This is a genomic window from Pseudomonas sp. WSY_20, from assembly GCF_043104335.1.
GTDB classification, from domain to species: Bacteria; Pseudomonadota; Gammaproteobacteria; order Pseudomonadales; family Pseudomonadaceae; genus Aquipseudomonas; species Aquipseudomonas parafulva_B.
The window spans coordinates 82,709-104,511 of the sequence record NZ_JBICKP010000018.1; the positions used below are offsets into that span (position 1 = coordinate 82,709).

The following is a 21,803-nucleotide window of genomic DNA, read 5'->3' on the forward strand; positions in this document are numbered from 1 at the left end:
GTACCTCAGTGTGTCGCGGATGGGCGCGGTAAAGTGAAATGAAAACTGGCGCCTTTGTCGATCTGGCCTTCGGCCCAGACACGGCCATCGTGCCTTTCAATAATGCGGCGAACACTGGCAAGGCCAATGCCCGTGCCTTCGAAATCCTCCATGCGATGCAAGCGCTGGAAGACGCCGAACAGCTTGCTGGCATAGGCCATGTCGAAGCCCACGCCATTGTCCCGGATACAGACCTCGGTCTCGGTTGGGTGCTGCACTGCTGTGATCTCGATGCGGGCAGGTGTCCGTCCACGGGTGTATTTGATGGCATTTGCCACCAGGTTGTTCAATGCCAGGTTGATGAATGCCGGGTCGCCATAGGCCCGGGGCAGCGGCGCGATGTCCCAGATGATCTCACGCCCGGCGTAGTCGGGTGCCAGTTCAGCGCGAATGGCTTCGACCAGAGCGTTGAGGTCCACTTCCGACATGCGCAGGGCAGAGCGGCCCATGTGCGAGAAATGTAGCAAATTGTCGACCAGGTTGCCGGCAAAATGCGCCGCTTCGCCGATGTGTTGCAAGAACCTTTTGCCCCGTTCACTCAAACCGTTGCCTTCCATTTCGCCCAGCAATTCCGTATACCCCGCGATATGGCGCAAGGGCGCCCGCAGGTCGTGGGAAACACTATACGAGAATGCCTCGAGCTCCTTGTTGGAGCGGCGCAATTCGTTGGCCATCTGCGCCAGTTCTTCAGCCTTGCGCAGCACGATACCCAGGACCGCATTGCGCAACTCCATTACGCCCTCGATGACCAACGGGTCCCAGGGTGCACAGTAACCGTGCAGTTGCTCCTGCCAGCGTTCGAAACTATGGCGAGGCGCGAGGTTGCCCAGTGGTGCGACTTCCTTGGTAGGCTGCCCAGCCCATTGGACGCTACGCACCTGTTCGGGGCGGAACCACAGCAGGTAGTGCGAGTGGATTTTAGAGATGGCCACTGCCAGTACGCCGCCGACATGCTCGGCCAATTCGGGCAGCTCGCTGACGTCACGGCGTACATTATCCGTCTGGAAAACATCTTCACCTTGGCGGGCTAGCCAATGGACCAGCGCATTGACCTGTGCCTCTGGCGGGACAGCTCCGATCAGCTCGCAATGCTCGGCAGAAATGATCGCAGCGCCTTGAGCACCTGCAAACGCCAGGAGCACATCGGGCAACGTACGCAGGCCTTCGCTGACACTATCGTGGTCGGCCATGGAAGAAATCATCCGCACGATGTACCGCCGCAACTCCAGTAACTGGTGAGTGCGGGCATGGGCTTCACGGGATTCGATCTGCAGGGACAGGACGCTGGCCAGCAGTTCACAAGCGGTACGTGTGCGCAGGGCCACCGATCGCGGTTGTGCGTGATGGCACGAAATGAGTCCCCACAGTTTGCCATCCACCACGATGGACAATGACATCGATGCCAGCGTATCCATGTTGCGCATGTATTGCAGGTGCACGGGCGATACGCTACGCAAGCTCGTGAAGCTCATGTCCAGCGGTTTGCCGGTGGTTGGGTTGAGTGGCGGTATCAATGGAGACGGCTGATAGTTGGCATCTTCGATGACGCGGATGCGGTTGACCCGATAGAGCTCACGCGCCTGACGCGGTATGTCCGAGGCAGGGAAGCACAGGCCCAGGAAACTTGGATAACCTGCGTCGGCAACCTCGGCCAGTACCTGGCCATTGCCCTCGGCATCGAAGCGATAGGCCTTGACCCGTCCGAAGCCGGTCACGCGCTTGAGCTGAATCACGGTCTGCTGCAACAACTCTTCCAGGCTGCCCGCCAGGTGCAGGCTGCTGACGAAGGTGCGCACCAATGGGTAGTAATCACCTTGGGCCGTCAGGTCCTCGGGCACTCTGTGCGGCTCGAACTCGACGATTAGCACTTGATCGTGCCGGTGTACCAGCAGATGGAGCTCCTCCCGGCAAGGTGCCGTGTCGTGCAAGCGCACATCACCGATATGGAAAGGAAAGACCTCGTCCTCCGGCAGCCTCGCCAACTGCTGGCGCAAGTCAAAGCCGGCCTGGACGATTTCGCCGAAGTTGCAACCGAGCACCGATTCGGCGGGCGTTCCCAGCCACTGCACGATGTTTTCACTCGCCTGTAGGACCTGCAGATGCTCGGGGTCGAGCACCAGAACAAAACCGTGAGGCTGAACGCTACCCGGCACTTGAATGGGCTCTTGAGCGCAGCGTTCGATCGCCTGTGCAAGGGTTCGGTCGGTGGTCATCGAAGAAAACGCTCCTGTCATTTGGGACCCTGCATGCCGCAAGAGTCTGGGGCAGGATAATGGTGATATACCCTATCAGAATATCGCCTCGCCTGCCGTGCTTGGCCGTTGAACCCACTTTGCATGAAGGCTGCTTCGCGCTGTCCAGATCTTGCCATGGCCGTTACTGCTTTTTTGCTAATACCAAAAAACAGGCGTGTCGGCCGGTTCGAAGGTGAGCCCGCTGCTAGGCTTGAAACGAGTGTTGAATGGCAGGGACGCTAACGTGAACAATCGCTTGTTTGCCGCGCTTGTGGGCCTGCTGCCAGTCGGCAGTGCCGTGGCGGCAGATTTTCTGGTCGAAGTGAGGGTGTTGGTGGAGCGCGGCTGCATGCTCGTCAACCCTGCCCGGGAGGCGGGAGCACAGGCACTCGGGCGCATCGACTTTGGTGCAGTGTCACGATTGGATGGCCCGCAAGCATCTCGAAGTGGAACGCTGTTGGGGCCTTCAGTGCCGCGGCTGGAGTGCAACCCGGACACGCCCTATCAGGTACGCGTGGACGCTGGCCAACATGGTGGGAGCGGTGCGGTGCGGTTCCTGGCCATGTCAGGCTCCAGCGCCAGGCCCATTCCCTACCGGTTATTTCGTGATGCGGCCGGGCGGCAGCCGATGTTGGTCGATGAGCCGCAATCATCACGGGTGCCTGGCAGCGGCTGGGTCGACCTGCCGTTGTACGCGAGGCTGGACAAGCTGGCCTGGGCCCCTGAAGCAGGGCGGTATGCCGACATGCTCAAAGTGACGGTCACCTGGTAGGTCAACCCATGCACAAGGACGTGAGGCCATGAACCGTTCCTCGATGCTGCTGCTGACCCTTGGTCCCTTGATCGTACCGGGCGGGGCGGCGCACGGCACCAGCACCGGTTTCATCCAGGCGCAACTGATCATCAGCGCTGCTTGCCAGATCAGCAGCGATGAAACGCAACCGGCGACACTGGCCAACCCTGGATTGATGGATTTCGGTGCCCGAGGCCCCAATTGGGAAGAGCCCGTGCGCAGTCGAGTGGATGACGTCGGCACCCAGGGCAGCTTGCAGATCAGCTGCACGCCTGAAGTGCGTGCGTTCAGGGTGAGCATCAATGCGGGCATGAACGGCGACGACGGGATACGCCGCCTGAGCAATGGGCGCGAGTTGATCCCTTACCAACTGGCCGTCGATCCTGCTGGCCGCAGCCACTATCCGGTCGGCCAGGCTCGGCCCTTCGTCATCAGCAGCACCCGGCAGATGCCCATTCCCATCTATGGCGTGCTGGTCGCACAGCCTCGTGCGCTACCCGCTGGCCTGTATCGCGACACCCTCAGAGTGACCCTGGACTGGTAACCCATCAAGGAGATATCGATGCGAACCCACCTCTCACGCTGCATCCTCGCCGGGCTGGGCATGGCGCTGGCGTCCCAGGCGCCGGCAGCCACCGTCACCGGTACCATAAACTCGACACTGACCCTGATTGCGGCTTGCCAGGTCAACGGCAGCTCAGGCACCTCGGGCCTGAATTTCGGCAGCCTGAACTTCGGCACTCAGGATGCCTTGTTCGGTACGGCCAACGCGCAGGTGCTCGGCGGCAGCGGCGGGGCACTGAGTGTGCTGTGTTCAGCGGGCACGGTGCCGGCCATTCGAGTACGCGCAGGCGCCCACGATGGTCAGTCCACCGGGGGCACCCGTGCTCTGGCAGACGGCGCCGGCAATTTCGTTCCCTATGACTTCTATACCGATGCGGGGCGCACGCAGTTGCTGGCCATCGACGGCACGATCACGTTGCCGACCAGCACCGGGGTCGCGCAAACCGTCAACCTCTATGGGCAGGCGCGTGGCAAGGCAGGTCTGCCCGCGGGGGTCTATACCGACACCGTCGCCGTCGAGCTGTCGTTCTGAGGCATGCGCGTTTGGCGTGCAGGGACCGTTGCCGGGTGCATGCTGATGCTGGCTGGCCCCCTGGGTGCGGCCACCACCAGTACCTTCGCGGTAAATGCGCAAGTTGTCGCCGGTTGTCTGGTCATAGGGGGCGCCACGCAGTACGGCACTCTGAACTACGGTACGCAGTCAGCCTTGTCCACGGCCGTGCTGAGTACGGCATTGGGCGGTTCGAGCGTGACGCTGCAGTGCACGCCAGGGGTAGTGCTGAGCATGAGCCTGGATGCTGGCCAGAACGCGAACGCAGGCGTGCGCAACCTCAAGCGTACGGGAGGCACGCAGGTAGTGCCCTACCAGTTGTACCAGGATGCTGCGTTGGCGCAGGGCATCGGCATTGGGCAAAACGTGAACGTGAGTTATGCCGACCCTGCAGCGGTAAGGCTGCCAGTCTACGGAAGGCTCCAACTACCCGGAACGGTGCCTGCCGGTACTTATACCGACGTGGTCCAGGTGACATTGACCTGGTGACCGGTCGATTCGCCACCATACCGTCCAAGGAGGGCTTCATGAGAGAACGCAGCAAATGGATCCGAGCCTTGTTGCTGATGTGCAGCGTGGCTGGCCAGCCGGTGTTAGCCGCCACGTCGGTACTGATCTGGCCCATTGACCCTGTGCTGGAAGCGGGACAGAAGGCAGGGGCGCTGTGGCTGGAAAATCGCGGGACCGCGGCGGCAAGCCTTCAAGTGCGTGTATTTGCCTGGCGTCAGGGGCGCTTCGAGGAGCAGTTCAGCGCACAACGTGAAATCATCGGCAGCCCGCCGGTGGCCACTATCGCACCCGGTCAGAAGCAGCTCATTCGCCTGACGCGCACAGGTGCGGCACCTGCCGGTCAGGAACAGGCCTACCGCATCATCATCGACGAAATTCCCCCGCAGTGCCCGTGGACAAGGCCGAGGCCGGGACCACGGCCGCAATTCGCCTGCAGATGCGCTACTCGGTGCCGCTGTTCGTCTACGGGGAAGGCTTGTGGGGCCGCCCGGACCCGAACGGCGAGCGCAACGAGCAGGGTGTAGGCAAGCCCCAGCTGACCTGGCAGCCGGTGATGATACAGGGCAAGCCGTACATCGAGTTGCGAAACACCGGCCCGGTGCATGCACGCCTGACCGATGTGGTGGTGCAGCAAGGCAACCAGGCCAAACCAGTTGCAGAAGGGCTGCTGGGCTATGTACTGCCCGGGGCCAGCATGCGCTGGCCAGCGCCGCTGGCCGTGGGGGCCGGTGGAACACTCAAGGGCCGGGTCAACGGCCAGGGCGAGGCGGCCGTCATCAACCAGGGTCGATAAGTTACAGGCAAGTCACAGGGCCAGGGAGGGCCCGGCAATGGTCAGGACCGATGCGTGAAGAGGTTCGCGACGAAGCGCCTGGGGTATCTGGGGCTGGCACTGGCCGGTTCTACCCTGGTGCTGGCAGACGACCTGCCGCCGCCGCCAACGGAGCTGTCGGCGGTTGCCGATGCCACCTTGTACCTGGACCTCACGGTGAACCAGATGCCAAAGGCTGAATTGGTGCCGGTGCAGCAAAAGGCCGGGCGCCTTTACATAGGCAGTGACGTGCTGCGCGCAGCAGGCCTTGCGTTGCCCGGCGACCCCTCAGGCGACGTGGCCCTGGAGGCCGTTGCTGGGATGCATGCCGAATATGACAGCCAGAACCAGCAACTGCGGCTGGATGTGCCCCCAGGCTGGTTGCCGGACCAGCAAGTCGGTGAGCGCACGCTTTACCCGCCTACCGATGCGCGCAGCAGCTTCGGTGCCTTGTTCAACTATGACCTGTACCTGAACGATACCGATGACAGCGGCACCTACCTCGCCGCCTGGAATGAACTACGCGTGTTCGACAGCTGGGGGACCGTGTCCAGCACTGGCCAGTGGCGGCGCTCGTTCAACGGCGTGACGCGCAGTGGCACGGGTGATGGATTCCTGCGTTACGACACCACCTGGCGCTTCACCGACGAGCAACGGATGCTGACCGTCGAGGCCGGTGACCTGATCACCGCCGCCTTGCCCTGGAGTAGCTCAGTGCGCCTGGGCGGGCTGCAGCTATCCAGGGATTTTGCTGCCCGGCCAGACCTTGTGACCTACCCGTTGCCCGCCTTCGCAGGCGAAGCGGCCGTGCCAACGTCCCTTGAGCTTTTCATCAATGGTTACCGGGCCAGCACCACCGAGTTGCAGCCTGGCCCCTATACGCTGACCAACGTCCCTTTCATCAACGGTGCCGGCGAGGCAGTGGTGGTGACCACCGACACCCTGGGCAGGCAAGTGTCCACGACCCTGCCGTTCTATGTGACCAGCAGCCTGTTGCAAAAAGGGTTGACCGACTATGCGGTGGCAGCCGGCAGTCTCAGGCGTGACTATGGGGTGCGCGACTTCGGATACGGCCCAGGCGTGGCCTCGGCCAGCCTGCGCCACGGCCTGAGCGATACCTTCACGCTGGAGGCCCATGCGCAAACGGCCGAGTCCCTGATGCTCGGGGGCCTGGGGACGAACATGCGCCTAGGGCAGTTCGGGGTGCTCAATGCTGCACTTGCCCAAAGCCGTTTCGAAGGCAACCAAGGTCAGCAAACCGCCCTGGGTTATCAATACAACAGTCAACGCCTGGGGTTCAGCTACCAGCGCCTGCAACGCCATGGCGATTACGCCGACCTAACCCGCATCGACCGGCGCGACATGCAGCTGAGCAGGAGCAGCGAGCAGGTGACGCTGAGTTTGAACCTCAACCAGTACGGGAACCTGGGCGCCGGTTATTTCGATGTGCGCGCCGGGGACGGCACCCGCACACGTTTGATCAACCTCAGTTACAGCAGGCCCCTGTGGGGCAACAGCAGTATTTACTTCTCTGCTAACCGAGAGGTGGGTGATCGCCAATGGGCGGCGCAGGCGCAACTGGTGATTCCGTTCGACATGACCGGCACCCTGGCCTTGGGCATCGAACGCAACAAAGACGGCCAGCACCAGCAGCGGGCCAACTACAGCCGGGCGGTTCCGGTGGGTACCGGGGTGGGCTACAACCTCGGGTATGCCACCGGTAGCGATCGCCAGGCTTACCGCCAGGCCGACGCCACCTGGCGCCTGCAGTCGGTCCAGCTGCAGGCGGGTGTCTACGGCAGCAGTGGAGAAATGACCCGGTGGGCCGATGCCAGCGGCTCGATCGTGTGGATGGACGCCGGCCTGTTCGCGGCCAACCGCATCGATGATGCGTTCGTCGTGGTCAGCACCTCTGGCTACGCCGATGTGCCCGTGCGATACGAAAACCAGCCGGTAGGCCGCACCGACAAACGCGGTCACCTGCTTGTGCCCTATAGCAGTGCCTACTACCGAGGCAAATATGAAATAGACCCGATGGATTTGCCGCCTGACATTCTGGCACCGCACGTCGAGCAACGCGTTGCCGTACGCCGTGGCAGCGGTTATCTGCTCGACTTCGAACTCAAGCAGGTGCAGGCAGCCAGCCTGGAACTGGTGGATGGCAATCAGCGACCGCTGAGCCTGGGGAGCCGCGTCAGACACGTGCAAAGCGGCGCCCAGGCCGTGGTGGGGTGGGATGGGCTGGTTTACCTGGAAAATTTGCAGGCCACTAACCGCTTGCAGGTCGAACTGGCGGGGGGAGGGCAGTGCGAGGTCGACTTCACCCTGCCAGAAAGCACCGGCTCGATCCCTTTGGTCGGGCCGTTGGTGTGCAAGTGAGCCGCCATCAAGCCTGGCTCTGCGCAGGGTTTCTAGCGCTCTGCGCAGAGCCTGCCCTGGCCAAGTGCGCGTCGGTGGCCACCGCGCCCGCTCTGTTCGGCGCCCTCAATTCAACCCAGGTTCGCACCGCCGTGCAGACAGCATCCACGGCGAACGCCGGTTTACAGTGCAATGGCACGGTATTGAGCGTGCTCAGCAACACCGACTCGTTCAAGCTGACGGTACAGCCGTCCACGGGGGTGTTGCTTGGCCCTACAGGGGATGTCATCCCGTATACGCTCTACGCCGATGCCACCACCAACTTTCCCATCAGCCGCGGTGTTGCATTCGAGTACGGACGCACGGGTATCCTCGACCTGCTGGGCTTGCTCAACGGTACGCCCAAGACTGTACCGTTGTACCTTCGCACCCAGATCGGGAGTAACGTGGCGGCAGGTCTCTATCGGGAGACCCTCAAGCTGGATTGGACCTGGAACTATTGTGAAGGGCTTTCGATAGGCGGATTGTGCATCGGGCGGGATACCGGATCAGGCACCCAGTACCTGACCGTCAGCCTGACGGTGACCAATGATTGTCAGATCGTTACGCCGAATATCAACTTCGGTTCTGCGCCTGTGGTCAGCGCCTTCGCAACGGTAACCCAGAGCCTGAGCGTTTCTTGTACCAAAGGCAGTGCCTACAGCGTCGGGCTCAGCGATGGGCAGAACGTGCTGAGCGGGCGGCGGCGCATGAAGTCGGCTGCCAACAATTACCTGGCATACGACATCTACAAGGGCGCCGGCACCGTTCGCTGGGGCGCGAGCGGTAGCGCCAGGCGGGCCAGTGCCGATGCCGACGTCAACCCGGGCATGGGCACGGGCACTGGCAGTCAGGTATTCAACTACAACGCCCGCGTCTATACCGACCAGGCTACGCCGCCGGCGGCGAGCTACTCGGACAGCGTGGTACTGGACGTCCAGTTCTGAGAGAAGGCTCAGCGCAGGTCGTCTACCATCGCGGCGAGCGTATCCAATACGGCGCTCGCCAATGCCTTGGAGCGCAGCCCTGACCAGCCCGTGCGCGGGTCGGGGGCATCGTCGTGGTCCTTGAACGGCATCTCCAGGGTCAGTGACAAGCAGTCGTGCGCCATCCCCACGGCGTTGCATGCCAACGTCGTGTTGGCCTGGCCTGGCGCGTCACGGGTGTACCCATGGGTGGTCTGGAAGTCTGCCGTCAGGCTCATCAGCGTGTTGCGGAAGGTTTCTTCCAGGTGGGCGAGGCGGGCTGTGTAACCTGGGTTGCCCTCGCAGGCGGCAGTGAATACATGGGGGATTTCTTCATCCCCGTGCACGTCGATGAAGGCGTCCACACCATATTGTTTCATCTGCGCCTGGGCGAAGAACACTTCCGGAGTGAGCTCGACATTGGCGTTCTGCCAGGCGCGGTTAAGGTCCTTGCCGGCGTAATTGGTGCGTAGATGGCCCAGGAAGGCACCATCAGGGTTCATGTTAGGAATCAGGTACAGATCAGCGCGGCTCAGCAGTTGCTGGACAGTGGCGTCGCCAGCCTGCAAACGGTCGATCAGCCCCTCCATGAACCACTCGGCCATGTGCTCACCGGGATGTTGCTGGGCGATGAACCACACCTTGCGCTTGCCCGCTGCACCGTCGCCTGCGCGCAGCAGCGGGATGTCGCGACCCTGGATGCTGCGGCCGCTGGCCAGCAATGTGATGCCGGGGAGGGCGAGCGCACGTTCGATCAGTTGATTGTGGCGTGCACGGGGGTAGGGTTCGAAGTAGGCGAACCAGGTCTGCGGTTGCTGCGCCGTGATCTCGAAGCTCAGGGCGGTACCATCGAATTGGCTGGGCACCCGAAACCAGGCCTGCTGGTCGTAAGAGGCCACGGCGTTGTAGCCAGTCCAGGCATTCTTGTAAGACGAGCCAGCAGCGTTGTCGAGGCTGAACCGGTGTTTCTGCCCAGGCGTCAGGCCGCTGACGCGAAAGTGAAACCACTGGTAGTGGCCACTGTGGGTGTCCGGCCGGATGGCGAGGCGGACCTGGGCAGGATTGCTGGCGTCGATGACTTCGATGTTGCCAGAATCGAAGTCGCAATCGATATGCAGCGGTGACAGCGTCACGGTCATGGGCGGGCTCCTTGGCGATGTTGTTGTGCAGCTACTGTACACCGCTTGCAGGCCTCAAAGCGCCCCTGTGCGCTTAGCCGTGGTTCAGAGCCCCAACTGGCTGAGGCCCGGATGATCATCAGGGCGTCGGCCGAGCGGCCAATGGAACTTGCGCTCGCTTTCTGCGATTGGGTGCTCGTTGATGCTCGCGTGCCGGTAGTGCATCAGCCCGTCCGGGGCAAACTCCCAGTTCTCGTTGCCATACGCCCGGTGCCATTGGCCGCTGTCATCGCGGTACTCGTAGGCATAGCGCACGGCAATACGGTTTTCGGTGAAGGCCCAAAGCTCCTTGATCAGCCGATAATCAAGCTCGCGGTTCCATTTGCGGGTCAGAAAAGCCTCAACCTCGGCTCGCCCACGGGGAAACTCGGCGCGATTGCGCCATACGGTATCGGGGGTATAGGCCAGCGACACCTTGGCAGCATCGCGACTGTTCCAGCCGTCTTCGGCCAGACGGACTTTCTCAATGGCGCTGTCGCGGGTGAAAGGTGGCAGCGGTGGACGGGACATTGCTCGACTCCTCGGCATGAATGTGTCCGAAAAGCGTAGCGTGCCTGGGACAAAGCGAGAATCATCACCAGGCAGACTTCATAATTGCGTCGGCGACAACAATGCTGATGTGTGCGGAGTACCGGTGTGGTCGAGTGTGGGGGCTGCCCGTCACGACCGTGGCAGGTGCACGGCCGTGACGAACAACGGGCTCAGCGCCGGCGGAACAAAGGCAGCGGCTGGTCCGTGGCACCCTGGTAGGTGACCGAGAAGTCCTTCAGGCCCTGCAGGGCGTCTTCGGGGTCCTTGTCGGCGCGGATGGCGAATGCATCGAAACCGCAACGGGCCATGAAGAACAGCTGGTCGCGCAGCACATCGCCGATGGCGCGCAACTCACCCTTGTAGCCGTAGCGGTCGCGCAGCAGGCGCGCATTGGAATAGCTGCGCCCGTCGGTGAAGGCAGGGAAATTCAGGGCGATGACCTGGAAGTGTTGGACGTCCTCGCCAATCTCCTCAGCCTCCTGGTCGCTGTCCAGCCAGATGCCCAGGCCACCGTCGCGGGCTTTCAGGGCATGGGCATGGTCGCGCCACATCTGCAGGGGCACGATGTAGTCGTCGCAGTTGGTCAGTTCGTCGAACGAAGTTTCCTTAGGCAGCAGGTGCCAGGTTTCGTCGACGATCTGGTTGTGCTTAATGATTCGCTGCATACACGCGTTCCTTGAAGGGGTCGATGCCGATGCGTTGGTACGTGTCGATGAAACGCTCTTCTTCAGTGCGTTGTTCGACGTAGACGGCGATCAGCTTCTCGATCACATCGGCCATGTCGTCCTGGGCGAACGAGGGGCCCAGGATCTTGCCAAGGCTGGCGTCGCGCGCGGCGTTGCCGCCCAGCGATACCTGGTAGAACTCTTCGCCCTTCTTGTCCACGCCCAGGATGCCGATATGACCGACGTGGTGGTGACCGCACGCATTCATGCAACCGGAAATGTTCAGGTCGATCTCGCCAATGTCGAACAGGTAGTCCAGGTCGTCGAAACGACGCTGGATGGATTCGGCAATGGGGATCGACTTGGCGTTGGCCAGGGAGCAGTAGTCACCGCCTGGGCAGCAGATGATATCGGTCAGCAGGCCAATGTTCGGGGTGGCGAATCCGCTCTCGCGCAGCTCCAGCCACAGGGCATGCAGCTGGCGTTGCTCGACGTCGGCCAGGATGATGTTCTGCTCGTGCGAGGTGCGCAGGAAGCCGAAGCTGTAACGTTCTGCCAAGTCGGCTACGGCGTCGAGCTGCTTGTCGGTGAGGTCACCTGGGGCAACGCCGGTGGGCTTGAGCGACAGGGTCACGGCCACGTAACCAGGGCGTTTATGGGCGCGGGTGTTGCGTGAGCGCCAGCGCGCGAACCCTGGATGTTCGCTGTCCAAGGCGCTGTAGTCGACATCGTCCAGCGCCAGGTACTGCGGATCGACGAAGTGACGCGACACGCGCTGCACTTCCGCCTCGGTCAGCGTGCTGCTGCCGCCACGCAGGTGGACCATTTCGGCCTCGACCTTTTCGGCGAAGACTTCGGGTGTCAGGGCCTTGACCAGAATCTTGATCCGCGCCTTGTACTTGTTGTCCCTGCGGCCGTAGCGGTTGTAGACGCGCAGGATAGCGTCCAGGTAGCTGATCAGGTCCTGCCAGGGCAGGAACTCATTGATGAACGAACCGACCACCGGCGTGCGGCCCAATCCGCCCCCGACCAGGACGCGGAAACCCAGCTCGCCAGCGTCGTTGCGCACCGGCTCAAGGCCGATGTCGTGCACTTCGATGGCCGCGCGGTCCTGTTTCGAACCGTTGATGGCGATCTTGAACTTGCGCGGCAGGAAGGCGAATTCCGGGTGGAACGTGGTCCACTGACGGACGATCTCGCACCAGGGGCGCGGGTCGATGACTTCATCGGCGGCAACGCCAGCGAACTGATCGGTGGTGGTGTTGCGCAGGCAGTTGCCGCTGGTCTGGATGGCGTGCATCTGCACGGTCGCCAATTCGGCCAGGATGTCGGGGATATCTTCCAGGGACGGCCAGTTGAACTGCACGTTCTGGCGGGTGGAAATGTGCGCGTAGCCCTTGTCGTAATCGCGGGCGATCTTGGCCAGGGTACGCACCTGCCGGGCATTGAGTTGGCCATAAGGAACGGCGACACGCAGCATCGGCGCGAATCGTTGAATGTATAGGCCGTTCTGCAGGCGCAGCGGGCGGAATTCTTCCTCGCTCAGCTCACCGGCCAGGTAGCGGCGGGTCTGATCACGGAACTGCTTGACGCGGTCCTCGATGATCCGCTGATCGTATTCGTCATATACGTACATAAAAGTCCTGTCTCAGGCATGCAGCTATTCGCGCGCACGGCCGCGCACTCCGGTTCGGAGCCGGGGCACCATAGCAGGTTGTATTTATGCGCAAAAGTGATGTTTTTGCATATGAAAAGAACCAAACGGACTATGTGAGACTGACTGCCATTTATGCGCCAGTTCTGACCCGATGGGTATAATCCTGGGTTTGCTTCAGAGACGTCAGCCTATGCTCAAGGCCCTGTACCGCTGCCTTTGCCTGTGCTTCGCCCTGCCATTGAGCGCAAGTGCGCAGCCGGTGTCAGTGGTTTTCCTCAACCCGGGTTCGCCAGACGAGACATTCTGGACCAGCTACAGCCGGTTCATGCAGTCCGCCGCTGACGAACTGGGCATGGACTTGCGTGTGGAGTATGGCGAGCGCCGGACCGATCTTGCCCTGAGCCAGGCCCGGGCGGCCCTCGATGGGCCCAGGCGACCTGATTACCTGGTACTGGTAAACGAGCAGTACATCGCCCCTGAGATCATGCGCCTGTCGCAAGGGGCGGGGGTCAAGCTGTTGCTGGTCAACAACGGCTTGACGCCTAGCCAGGCGCGGGCTGTCAGCGCTCGGCCTGACAAATTCGCGCAGCCGTTGGGTTCTTTGACCACCAATGACGAACAAGCCGGTTTCCAGATGTTGCGTGAAATGATCGCGCAATTGCCTGCCACCAGTGGCCCAGTGGATTTGGTCGCGTTCTCAGGCGTGAAAACTACGCCTGCCTCGCAGCGCCGGGAAGAAGGCATGCGCCGCGCCTTGGCCGACTTCCCCCAGGTGCGCTTGCGGCAGGTGGTGTACGGCGGGTGGAGCCGGCAGCGCGCCTACGAGCAGGCGCGGTTTCTGCTCGAACGCTACCCACAGACACGGCTTGTATGGTCGGCCAACGACGAGATGGCCTTTGGGGCCATGCAGGCGTTCGAGGAAGCGGGGCTCAAGCCAGGCAAGGATGTCATGTTCAGTGCGGTGAACAGCTCGGGGGAGGCGTTGCGTGCGCGTCTGGATGGGCGCTTGAGTGTACTGATGGGCGGGCATTTCAGCCTTGGGGGCTGGGCCATGGTCATGCTGTATGACGATGCCCACGGCCTGCCGTTCGGGCGCGACGGCCTGCGCAATTACAGCCTGCCTGTGCTGCAGAGCATCGACCAGGCCAAGGCCGGGCAATGGCTTAAACGACTGGAGTTGGCCGACCACGGCGTGGACTTCAAGGCGTACAGCGCGATAGGGCGCACGGCTGGCTATCAGTACCCGTTCCTGACGTCACCGGTCGAATACTGAAAAGCCCTGCTTGAGCAAAGGTCTTTGCTGGTCTTAACTGCCGATTGTGCGGTGCATTCCCGTAATCACTACAAGAGGCAATGCCATGACCAATCCAACGAAGTTGCGCAAGCCCAGCCATGGCGTCGATACCTGGGCAATCCTGTGCCTGGTCGCGCTGGTCGTCATCACGGCGGTGTATTGGGGCACTCACCCCTAATCCTGCTCACCGATCACATGGCGCATCAACACTGACGCGCCTTGTTTCCAGCTGCGCCCCACGGGAACAGCTGGATGCGGGTGTGCCTTAGCTGTCATACCCAAGGTTTGGCGCCAGCCAGCGCTCGCTGACACTTATTGGTTGACCTTTGCGGGTGCTGTAGCACTCGATCTGATCCTTGTCCACCTTGCCCACTGCAAAGTACTGCGCCTGCGGGTGGGCGAAATACCAGCCGCTGACAGCCGCGGCCGGGAACATGGCGTAATGCTCGGTCAGGAAGACGCCGCTTGGGCCGGTTTCGCCGATGGCGCTGCCGTCGAGCAGGCGGAACAGGGTTTCTTTCTCGGTGTGGTCGGGGCATGCCGGGTAGCCCGGCGCTGGACGGATGCCACGGTACTGCTCCTTGATCAGCGCTTCGTTGTCCAGCTGCTCCTCCCGGGCATACCCCCAGTAATCCTTGCGCACCTGCTCATGCAACCATTCGGCGCAGGCCTCGGCCAGGCGATCGGCCAGGGCCTTGACCATGATCGAGCTGTAGTCGTCGCCTTTGTCCTGGTACGCCTTGGCGACTTCTTCGGCCCCGATACCGGCCGTGGTGATGAACCCGCCCACGTAGTCGGTCACACCGCTGGCCTTGGGGGCCACGAAGTCGGCCAGCGACCAGTTGGGCTTGCCGTCGGGCTTGATGGTCTGCTGGCGCAGGTGGTGCAAGGTCGCCAGCGCAGCGCCGTCTTCGCCGTACACCTCGATGTCGTCATCGGCCACCTGGTTGGCGGGCCAGAAGCCAAACACTGCGCGAGCACTGATGAGTTTTTCGTCGATCAGTTTGTCGAGCATTTCGCAGGCGTCCGCATACAGGGCAGTCGCCGCCTCGCCAACGACTTCGTCCGTGAGAATTCGCGGGAACTTGCCCGCCAGGTCCCAAGAGATGAAGAACGGCGTCCAGTCGATGTATTGGGCCAGGGTGCGCAGGTCGATGTTATGCAGGACCTTGGTGCCAGTGAAGGAGGGTACGGCTGGCTGGTAGCCGGCCCAGTCGTACTGGGGTTTGGCCGCCACTGCCTGGGCGTAGGTGAGGCGCTCGGTCCGGGCGCTGCGATTGGCCGTGCGTGCGCGTACCTCTTCGTAGTCCTGGCGTGTGCTTTCGACGAAACCCGCCTTGAGCTCCTTGGACAGCAATTGCGTCGCCACGCCGACGGCGCGAGACGCATCGGTGACGTAGATCACGGCGTCATTGCTGTACTTGGGCTCGATCTTCACGGCCGTATGGGCCTTGGAGGTGGTGGCGCCGCCAATCATCAACGGCAGTTCGAAACCCTGGCGCTGCATCTCGCGCGCCACATGCACCATCTCGTCCAGCGACGGTGTGATCAGGCCCGACAGGCCAATGATGTCGCATTTCTCGTCCCGAGCCGTCTGCAGGATCTTCTCGGCGGGCACCATCACCCCCAGGTCGACGATGTCGTAGCCGTTGCAGCCGAGCACCACGCCGACGATGTTCTTGCCGATGTCGTGCACATCGCCCTTGACCGTCGCCATCAGGATCTTGCCCTTGGCCTCGGGCTTGTCGCCTTTCTCGGCTTCGATGAACGGAATCAAGTGCGCAACGGCTTGCTTCATCACCCGGGCCGACTTGACCACTTGGGGCAGGAACATCTTGCCGGCGCCGAACAGGTCGCCGACCACGTTCATGCCGCTCATCAAGGGGCCTTCGATGACCTCGATCGGCCGCGCACATTGCTGGCGGCACGCCTCGGTGTCCTCGACGATGAACGCCGTGATGCCCTTGACCAGCGCATGCTCCAGGCGCTTTTCCACCGGCAGCGAGCGCCACTGTTCGTTCTCGACTTCCCGCGTGGCACCGCCGCCTTTGTAGTCGTCGGCAATGGCCAGCAGCGCATCGGTGCCCTGGGGCGTGCGGTTGAGCACCACATCCTCGACCTTTTCCCGCAACGGCGCGGGGATCTGGTCGTAGATTTCCAACTGCCCGGCATTGACGATGCCCATGGTCAGGCCGTTGGCGATGGCGTGGTACAGGAACACCGAGTGAATCGCCTCGCGCACCGGGTTATTGCCCCGGAACGAGAACGACACGTTGGACACCCCACCCGAGGTCAAGGCGTGCGGCAGGTGGTCGCGGATATAGGCGCAGGCCTCGATGAAATCCACGGCATAGTTGTTGTGTTCCTCGATGCCGGTGGCGACAGCGAAGATATTCGGGTCGAAGATGATGTCTTCTGCGGGGAAGCCCACCTCGTTGACCAGAATGTCGTAGCTGCGCTTGCAGATTTCCTGTTTGCGCGCGGCAGTGTCGGCCTGGCCAACCTCGTCGAAGGCCATGACCACCACGGCTGCGCCATAGCGCTTGCACAAGCGGGCATGGTGCTTGAACTGCTCAACGCCTTCTTTCATGGAAATGGAGTTGACGATGCCTTTGCCCTGGATGCACTTGAGGCCAGCCTCGATCACCTCCCACTTCGAAGAGTCGATCATGATCGGCACGCGCGAGATGTCCGGCTCGCCGGCGATCAGGTTGAGGAAACGGACCATGGCCGCCTGGGAGTCGAGCATCCCTTCGTCCATGTTGATGTCGATGACCTGGGCGCCGGCCTCTACCTGCTGCAGCGCCACTTCCAGGGCCTCGGTGTAGTTTTCCTCGCGAATCAGCCGCGCGAACCTGGCCGAGCCGGTGATGTTGGTGCGCTCACCGACGTTGACGAACAACGACTGGCGATCAATGGTGAAGGGCTCCAGGCCCGAGAGGCGGCACGCCTTGGCGATCTCCGGGATTGGCCGTGGCGGGTACTTGGCCACGGCCTCGGCGATTGCCTGAATATGCCCAGGGGTGGTGCCACAGCAACCGCCAATGATGTTCAAGAAGCCACTGGCGGCGAACTCCTCGACCACGGCCGCCATTTCCGCCGGGGTTTCGTCGTACTCACCGAAGGCATTGGGCAAGCCCGCATTGGGGTGGGCCGAAACGTGAGTATCGGCCTTGCTCGACAACTCTTCCAGGTAAGGGCGCAAGTCCTTGGCGCCTAATGCGCAGTTCAGGCCGACGGATATAGGCTTGGCGTGCCGGACCGAGTTCCAGAAGGCTTCGGTGGTCTGCCCGGACAATGTGCGGCCGGAGGCATCGGTGATGGTGCCGGAAATCATGATCGGCAGGCCGATGCCGTCGTCCTCGAACACCTGCTGCACGGCGAAGATCGCCGCCTTGGCATTGAGGGTGTCGAAGATGGTTTCGATCAGGATCAGGTCGGCACCGCCCTCGATCAGCCCGCGGGTGGCCTCGATGTAGTTTTCCACCAGCGCGTCGAACGTGACGTTGCGGTAGCCCGGGTCGTTCACATCGGGAGAGATCGAGCAGGTGCGGCTGGTCGGGCCGAGCACGCCCGCCACGAAGCGCGGCTTGTCGGGTGTTTCCAGCGTCTTGGCATCGGCCACTTGGCGGGCGATGCGCGCCCCTTGCACGTTCAATTCATACACCAGCGATTCCATGCCATAGTCGGCCTGGGAGATCTGGGTGGCGTTGAAGGTGTTGGTCTCGAGGATATCGGCGCCCGCGTCCAGGTAAGCCTTCTCGATGGCCGCGATGATATCTGGACGACTCAGCAGCAGCAGGTCATTGTTACCTTTGACGTCGCTTGGCCAATCGGCAAAGCGCGTGCCACGATAGTCGGCTTCCTCCAACCGGTAGCTTTGAATCATGGTGCCCATGCCGCCATCGAGAATCAGGATGCGCTCTTTAAGTGCTTGTTGAAGGGCGTGAAGACGAGCGCTGCGGTCGGACATATGAACTACCTGGACGGGCGGAAATCAGAAAGTGCTGAATCATAACAAAGCTGCACGGTTTTTAGGGGTGCGCTCGGTTTCCATGAAATATGTTCATGTTGCCTGGGTCTTACTCAGCTATTAATACAAACACTGCCCATGCTTATTGCGTTGGCTGCACATAATCAGGACATCTCGCACATGGTGCATCGTATGCTTGCCGGCTTTGTCGCTCTCTTACTCAGTAGCGCGGCGTTCGGGCAAGGTCTTCAAGCAAGTCCAGCCATCTCCTACACCCGTGATGTCCAGCCGATCTTCACCGAAAAATGCGTCGCCTGCCACGCCTGCAACGACGCTGCCTGCCAGCTGAAGCTGGAGGCAGCCGAAGGCGCCGTGCGCGGCGCCAGCAAGGTGCCCGTTTACCAGGGCGAGCGCAGCAAGGCCGTGGCGCCCACCCGGTTGTTCTATGACGCTCATGGCGAGGCCGAGTGGCGCAAGAAGGGCTTCTATTCGGTGCTCGACAACCAGGGCAGCCAAGCCGCTTTGATGGCGCGCATGCTCGAACTGGGGCACAAGACGCCGCTCACCCCGAATGCCAAGGTACCGGATGAGATTGCACTAGGCCTGAACCGCAACAATATGTGCCCGTTGCCCCACGAGTTCGACGCCTACGCCGGTGCGCATCCCAAAGAAGGCATGCCGCTGGCCGTCACCGGCCTGACGGACCAGGAATACGCGACACTGCGTGGCTGGCTGGCGGCGGGTGCGCCAGTCGAGTACCAGGCGATCAAGCCCAGTGCCAGCGAAGCCCGTCAGATCGCCGAATGGGAAGCGCTGCTCAATCGTCCAGGAGCTTCAGAAGCCTTGGTGGGGCGTTGGTTGTACGAGCATCTGTTCCTCGCCCACATCCACTTTACCGGGGGTGAGCAGGGGCACTTTTTCCAATGGGTGCGCTCGCGCACGCCCAGCGGGCAGCCTGCCGATATCATCGCCACGCGCAGGCCCAATGATCCGCCCGGAACAGAGTTCTTCTATCGCCTGATTCCCATCCAGGGCGTGATCGTGCACAAGACACACATCACATACCCCCTCGGTCCGCAAAAACTCAAGCGGGTCAAACAGCTCTTCTACGCCGGCGATTGGCAGGTGACCACGCTGCCAGGCTACGGCCCTCGTCACCGCGCCAACCCTTTTGAAACCTTCGAGGCGATCCCGGCGGTGGCACGCTACCAATTCATGCTCGACAACGCCGAGTACTTCGTACGCACCTTCATACGCGGGCCGGTGTGCCGTGGGCAGATTGCCACGGACGTGATCCGCGACAACTTCTGGGCGCTGTTCCAGGAGCCTGCCTTCGACCGCTACGTCACCGATGCCCGTTACCGTGGCAAGGCCACGCCCTTGCTCGCCATGCCGGGTCAGAACGACGATGTGGGCAGTGTGCTCGCACTGTGGCGTGCCTATCGCGACAAGCGCAACGAGTACGAGAAACTGCGCCGTGAGGCCTATGCCGACATGCCGGCCCCGGGCTGGTCGACCTTGTGGACAGGCAACGACAACGCGTTGCTGAGCATCTTCCGTCACTTCGACAGCGCTACAGTGACCAAGGGCCTGGTGGGGGATGTGCCCCTGACGATGTGGTTGTTCGACTACCCCTTGCTCGAGCGCACCTACTACCAGCTGGCGGTCAACTTCGACGTCTTCGGCAACCTGTCGCACCAGTTGCAGACGCGCCTGTACTTCGACCTGATCCGCAACGGCGCCGAGGTCAACTTCCTGCGCCTGATGCCGGCCGAGGCGCGCCAAAGCATCCTGAGCGACTGGTATCAGGACAGCGGCAAGATAAAGATGTGGCTCGACTACGAAAACATCGACGCCGATACCCCAAGCGGCCTTGCCCTTAGCTCACACGACCCCAAACGCGACTTCGGGTTGCAGCTGATCGCGCGGACCGCCAGCATCAATGCTTCACCCGACCCGATCAACCGCTGCCAGGGGGCGTACTGTTCGCGGCCGCAGTTAACTGAAGAGTTCCGCAATGCAGAGCAGTCCCTCAGCCGGCTGGTTTCGCGTCCGGCCGCAGGGTTGAAAGTGATCAATCAATTGCCCGAGGCGACGCTGCTGCGCATCGAAGGGCAGGGTGGGCAGCGGCAGGTCTATACCTTGATGCGCAACCGGGCGCACAGCAACGTGGCATTCCTGTTGGGCGAGGCTTATCGTTACCAGCCGGGCCTCGATACCCTGACCTTGCAGCCCGGGGTCATGACCAGCTACCCCAACTTCATGTTCAACGTGCCAGCCGCCGAAGTAGCGGTTTTCGTCGACCTGATGAGTCAGGCCAAGGATGATACCGCTCGCTTCGAGCGCATCGTCGAGCGATGGGGTATACGCCGAACCCACCCGCAATTCTGGCGTTATTTCCATGACCTGAGTGCGTTCATACTGGAAACCGACCCGGTGGAGGCCGGCGTGCTGGACATGAACCGCTACGAAAACCTCTGATCGGGCGCGCTGACCTTTCGCGCCCTCCTGCGGTCCCAAGCCATGAGTGGCACCGGCAGCTGCGCTGCAGCCGGTGCCTGAATGCACCGGCAAACGCAGGGTACTTCATGCTGTATTCGCTTCAGGCACTTCGTGCTTTCGCCGCCTGGGTGGTCGTATGCCACCACTTCATGCAGGTTTTTTTCGACTTTCACGCGTCCGGGCCTGTCGGTCAATTGTTCACTGATCGGGGTGCGGTCGGCGTGGATATCTTCTTCGCCATCAGCGGGTTGGTCATCTACCTTTCGACCTGCGACAAGCAGGTTGTCCCGCATCAGTTTCTGCTAAACCGAGTGCTGCGTATCGTGCCGGCCTACTGGTTCTACTCGGCCTTGATGGCCTTGATGCTGCTGGCCTTCAGTCAATGGATGCCGCATCAGGTGTTCACCTGGCAGCACCTATTGCGTTCACTCTTTTTCATACCGGCAGAGAACCCAGGTGGCTACGGTATGTACCCCACCCTGAACGTCGGCTGGACCTTGAACTTCGAGATGATGTTCTACCTGCTGTTCGGGATGGCGTTTCTCGTTGGCCGGCGCCTGCACTTGCTGGTGGTGGCCGGGCTGTTGGTAGTGGTGAGCGAGGTCCTGGGGCGCCTGGGCGTGGTCAGTCATTTCTACAACAATGACATCGTCTATGAATTCCTGCTCGGCATCGGTATCGGGGTGCTGCATCGCCGTGGTCTGATCCGTCAGGGTGTCTGGGTCCCGCTGGGGCTTCTGGCAGTGGCCGCGCTGGCCATTTATCAGCTAGACGCCTCTCAACGGCTGCTGCATTGGGGCCTGCCCAGCGCAATGGTCGTCCTGGCCTTCATCGCCATGGAGCCGCTGTTCACTGGCAATCGCGTACTCAAGGCGCTGGGCGACTGCTCGTATTCGGTGTACCTGATCCATGTGCTGGTCCTGCACCTGGGCTGGTTTGCCAGCCAGCAACAGGGGCTGGACCCGTACCTGACATTCGCCGTCTGCGTGCCTTGCATCGCACTGCTGTCGTGGCTCAGTTACCAGTGGATCGAGCGCGGCCTGTACCGTTACATGCAGGCCTGGATGCAAGCACCGAGCGTGCAGGCGCAGCCGTATGTGCTTTCCCGAGTCAAATACTAGGACTTTGTTAGAGGGCTGC

At 61.9% G+C, this 21,803-nt stretch carries 15 protein-coding genes and 1 pseudogene; 10 read left to right on the forward strand and 6 right to left on the reverse strand.

What is annotated here, in order from left to right; all coding sequences use genetic code 11:
* Positions 1-5: 5 nt before the first annotated feature.
* Positions 6-2,252, reverse strand: coding sequence for an ATP-binding protein (locus ACF8E5_RS04725; RefSeq protein ID WP_392474964.1), 2,247 nt, complete (start codon positions 2,250-2,252; stop codon positions 6-8).
* A 265-nt stretch (positions 2,253-2,517) separates the two neighbouring features.
* Here ACF8E5_RS04725 and ACF8E5_RS04730 point away from each other — a divergent pair, with 265 nt between their 5' ends.
* The 7 genes and pseudogenes from ACF8E5_RS04730 to ACF8E5_RS04760 all read left to right on the forward strand — a co-directional run bounded on the left by ACF8E5_RS04730 (position 2,518) and on the right by ACF8E5_RS04760 (position 8,845).
* A complete protein-coding gene (locus ACF8E5_RS04730; RefSeq protein ID WP_145255320.1) occupies positions 2,518-3,045 on the forward strand; it encodes a spore coat U domain-containing protein in 528 nt (175 codons plus the stop codon).
* Positions 3,046-3,073: 28 nt separating this feature from the next.
* The gene (locus ACF8E5_RS04735; RefSeq protein ID WP_058637373.1) at positions 3,074-3,610 is read left to right on the forward strand and encodes a spore coat U domain-containing protein; all 537 of its coding nucleotides are present in this window, start codon (positions 3,074-3,076) and stop codon (positions 3,608-3,610) included.
* An 18-nt stretch (positions 3,611-3,628) separates the two neighbouring features.
* Positions 3,629-4,162: a spore coat U domain-containing protein gene (locus tag ACF8E5_RS04740; RefSeq protein WP_058603835.1), complete on the forward strand. Its 534-nt coding sequence runs from the start codon at positions 3,629-3,631 to the stop codon at positions 4,160-4,162.
* Between the two features lie 3 nt (positions 4,163-4,165).
* Positions 4,166-4,669 (forward strand): spore coat U domain-containing protein, encoded by a 504-nt coding sequence (locus tag ACF8E5_RS04745; protein WP_058603836.1) that lies wholly within the window; start codon positions 4,166-4,168, stop codon positions 4,667-4,669.
* 38 nt (positions 4,670-4,707) lie between these two features.
* Positions 4,708-5,483: pseudogene (locus ACF8E5_RS04750) on the forward strand (molecular chaperone).
* A 99-nt stretch (positions 5,484-5,582) separates the two neighbouring features.
* On the forward strand, positions 5,583-7,880 hold the full coding sequence (locus ACF8E5_RS04755; protein WP_392475010.1) for a fimbria/pilus outer membrane usher protein: 2,298 nt from the start codon (positions 5,583-5,585) through the stop codon (positions 7,878-7,880).
* Entirely contained in the window at positions 7,877-8,845 is a 969-nt protein-coding gene (locus ACF8E5_RS04760) for a spore coat protein U domain-containing protein (protein WP_197843967.1), read from the forward strand. The genes ACF8E5_RS04755 and ACF8E5_RS04760 overlap by 4 nt, the downstream gene beginning before the upstream one ends.
* An 8-nt stretch (positions 8,846-8,853) precedes the next feature.
* Here ACF8E5_RS04760 and ACF8E5_RS04765 read toward each other — a convergent pair whose 3' ends face one another.
* The 4 genes from ACF8E5_RS04765 to ACF8E5_RS04780 form a co-directional block, all read right to left on the reverse strand.
* The gene (locus ACF8E5_RS04765) at positions 8,854-10,002 is read right to left on the reverse strand and encodes a M14-type cytosolic carboxypeptidase (protein ID WP_392474966.1); all 1,149 of its coding nucleotides are present in this window, start codon (positions 10,000-10,002) and stop codon (positions 8,854-8,856) included.
* Between the two features lie 84 nt (positions 10,003-10,086).
* On the reverse strand, positions 10,087-10,551 hold the full coding sequence (locus ACF8E5_RS04770) for a nuclear transport factor 2 family protein (protein WP_058637368.1): 465 nt from the start codon (positions 10,549-10,551) through the stop codon (positions 10,087-10,089).
* A gap of 191 nt (positions 10,552-10,742) precedes the next feature.
* On the reverse strand, positions 10,743-11,237 hold the full coding sequence (locus ACF8E5_RS04775; protein WP_027914639.1) for a DUF934 domain-containing protein: 495 nt from the start codon (positions 11,235-11,237) through the stop codon (positions 10,743-10,745).
* The gene (locus tag ACF8E5_RS04780; protein WP_078478774.1) at positions 11,221-12,873 is read right to left on the reverse strand and encodes a nitrite/sulfite reductase; all 1,653 of its coding nucleotides are present in this window, start codon (positions 12,871-12,873) and stop codon (positions 11,221-11,223) included. The genes ACF8E5_RS04775 and ACF8E5_RS04780 overlap by 17 nt, the downstream gene beginning before the upstream one ends.
* A gap of 211 nt (positions 12,874-13,084) precedes the next feature.
* Here ACF8E5_RS04780 and ACF8E5_RS04785 point away from each other — a divergent pair, with 211 nt between their 5' ends.
* On the forward strand, positions 13,085-14,167 hold the full coding sequence (locus ACF8E5_RS04785) for an ABC transporter substrate-binding protein (RefSeq protein ID WP_058637366.1): 1,083 nt from the start codon (positions 13,085-13,087) through the stop codon (positions 14,165-14,167).
* A gap of 286 nt (positions 14,168-14,453) precedes the next feature.
* On the opposite strand, the gene metH is transcribed toward ACF8E5_RS04785, so the two are convergent.
* Complete coding sequence (metH, locus tag ACF8E5_RS04790; RefSeq protein ID WP_197843964.1) at positions 14,454-18,161, reverse strand: methionine synthase; 3,708 nt, start codon at positions 18,159-18,161, stop codon at positions 14,454-14,456.
* A gap of 180 nt (positions 18,162-18,341) precedes the next feature.
* Here metH and ACF8E5_RS04795 point away from each other — a divergent pair, with 180 nt between their 5' ends.
* Complete coding sequence (locus tag ACF8E5_RS04795; protein ID WP_326383813.1) at positions 18,342-20,642, forward strand: fatty acid cis/trans isomerase; 2,301 nt, start codon at positions 18,342-18,344, stop codon at positions 20,640-20,642.
* Between the two features lie 107 nt (positions 20,643-20,749).
* Positions 20,750-21,784, forward strand: coding sequence for an acyltransferase family protein (locus ACF8E5_RS04800; RefSeq protein ID WP_392474967.1), 1,035 nt, complete (start codon positions 20,750-20,752; stop codon positions 21,782-21,784).
* The last annotated feature ends 19 nt before the right edge of the window (positions 21,785-21,803 follow it).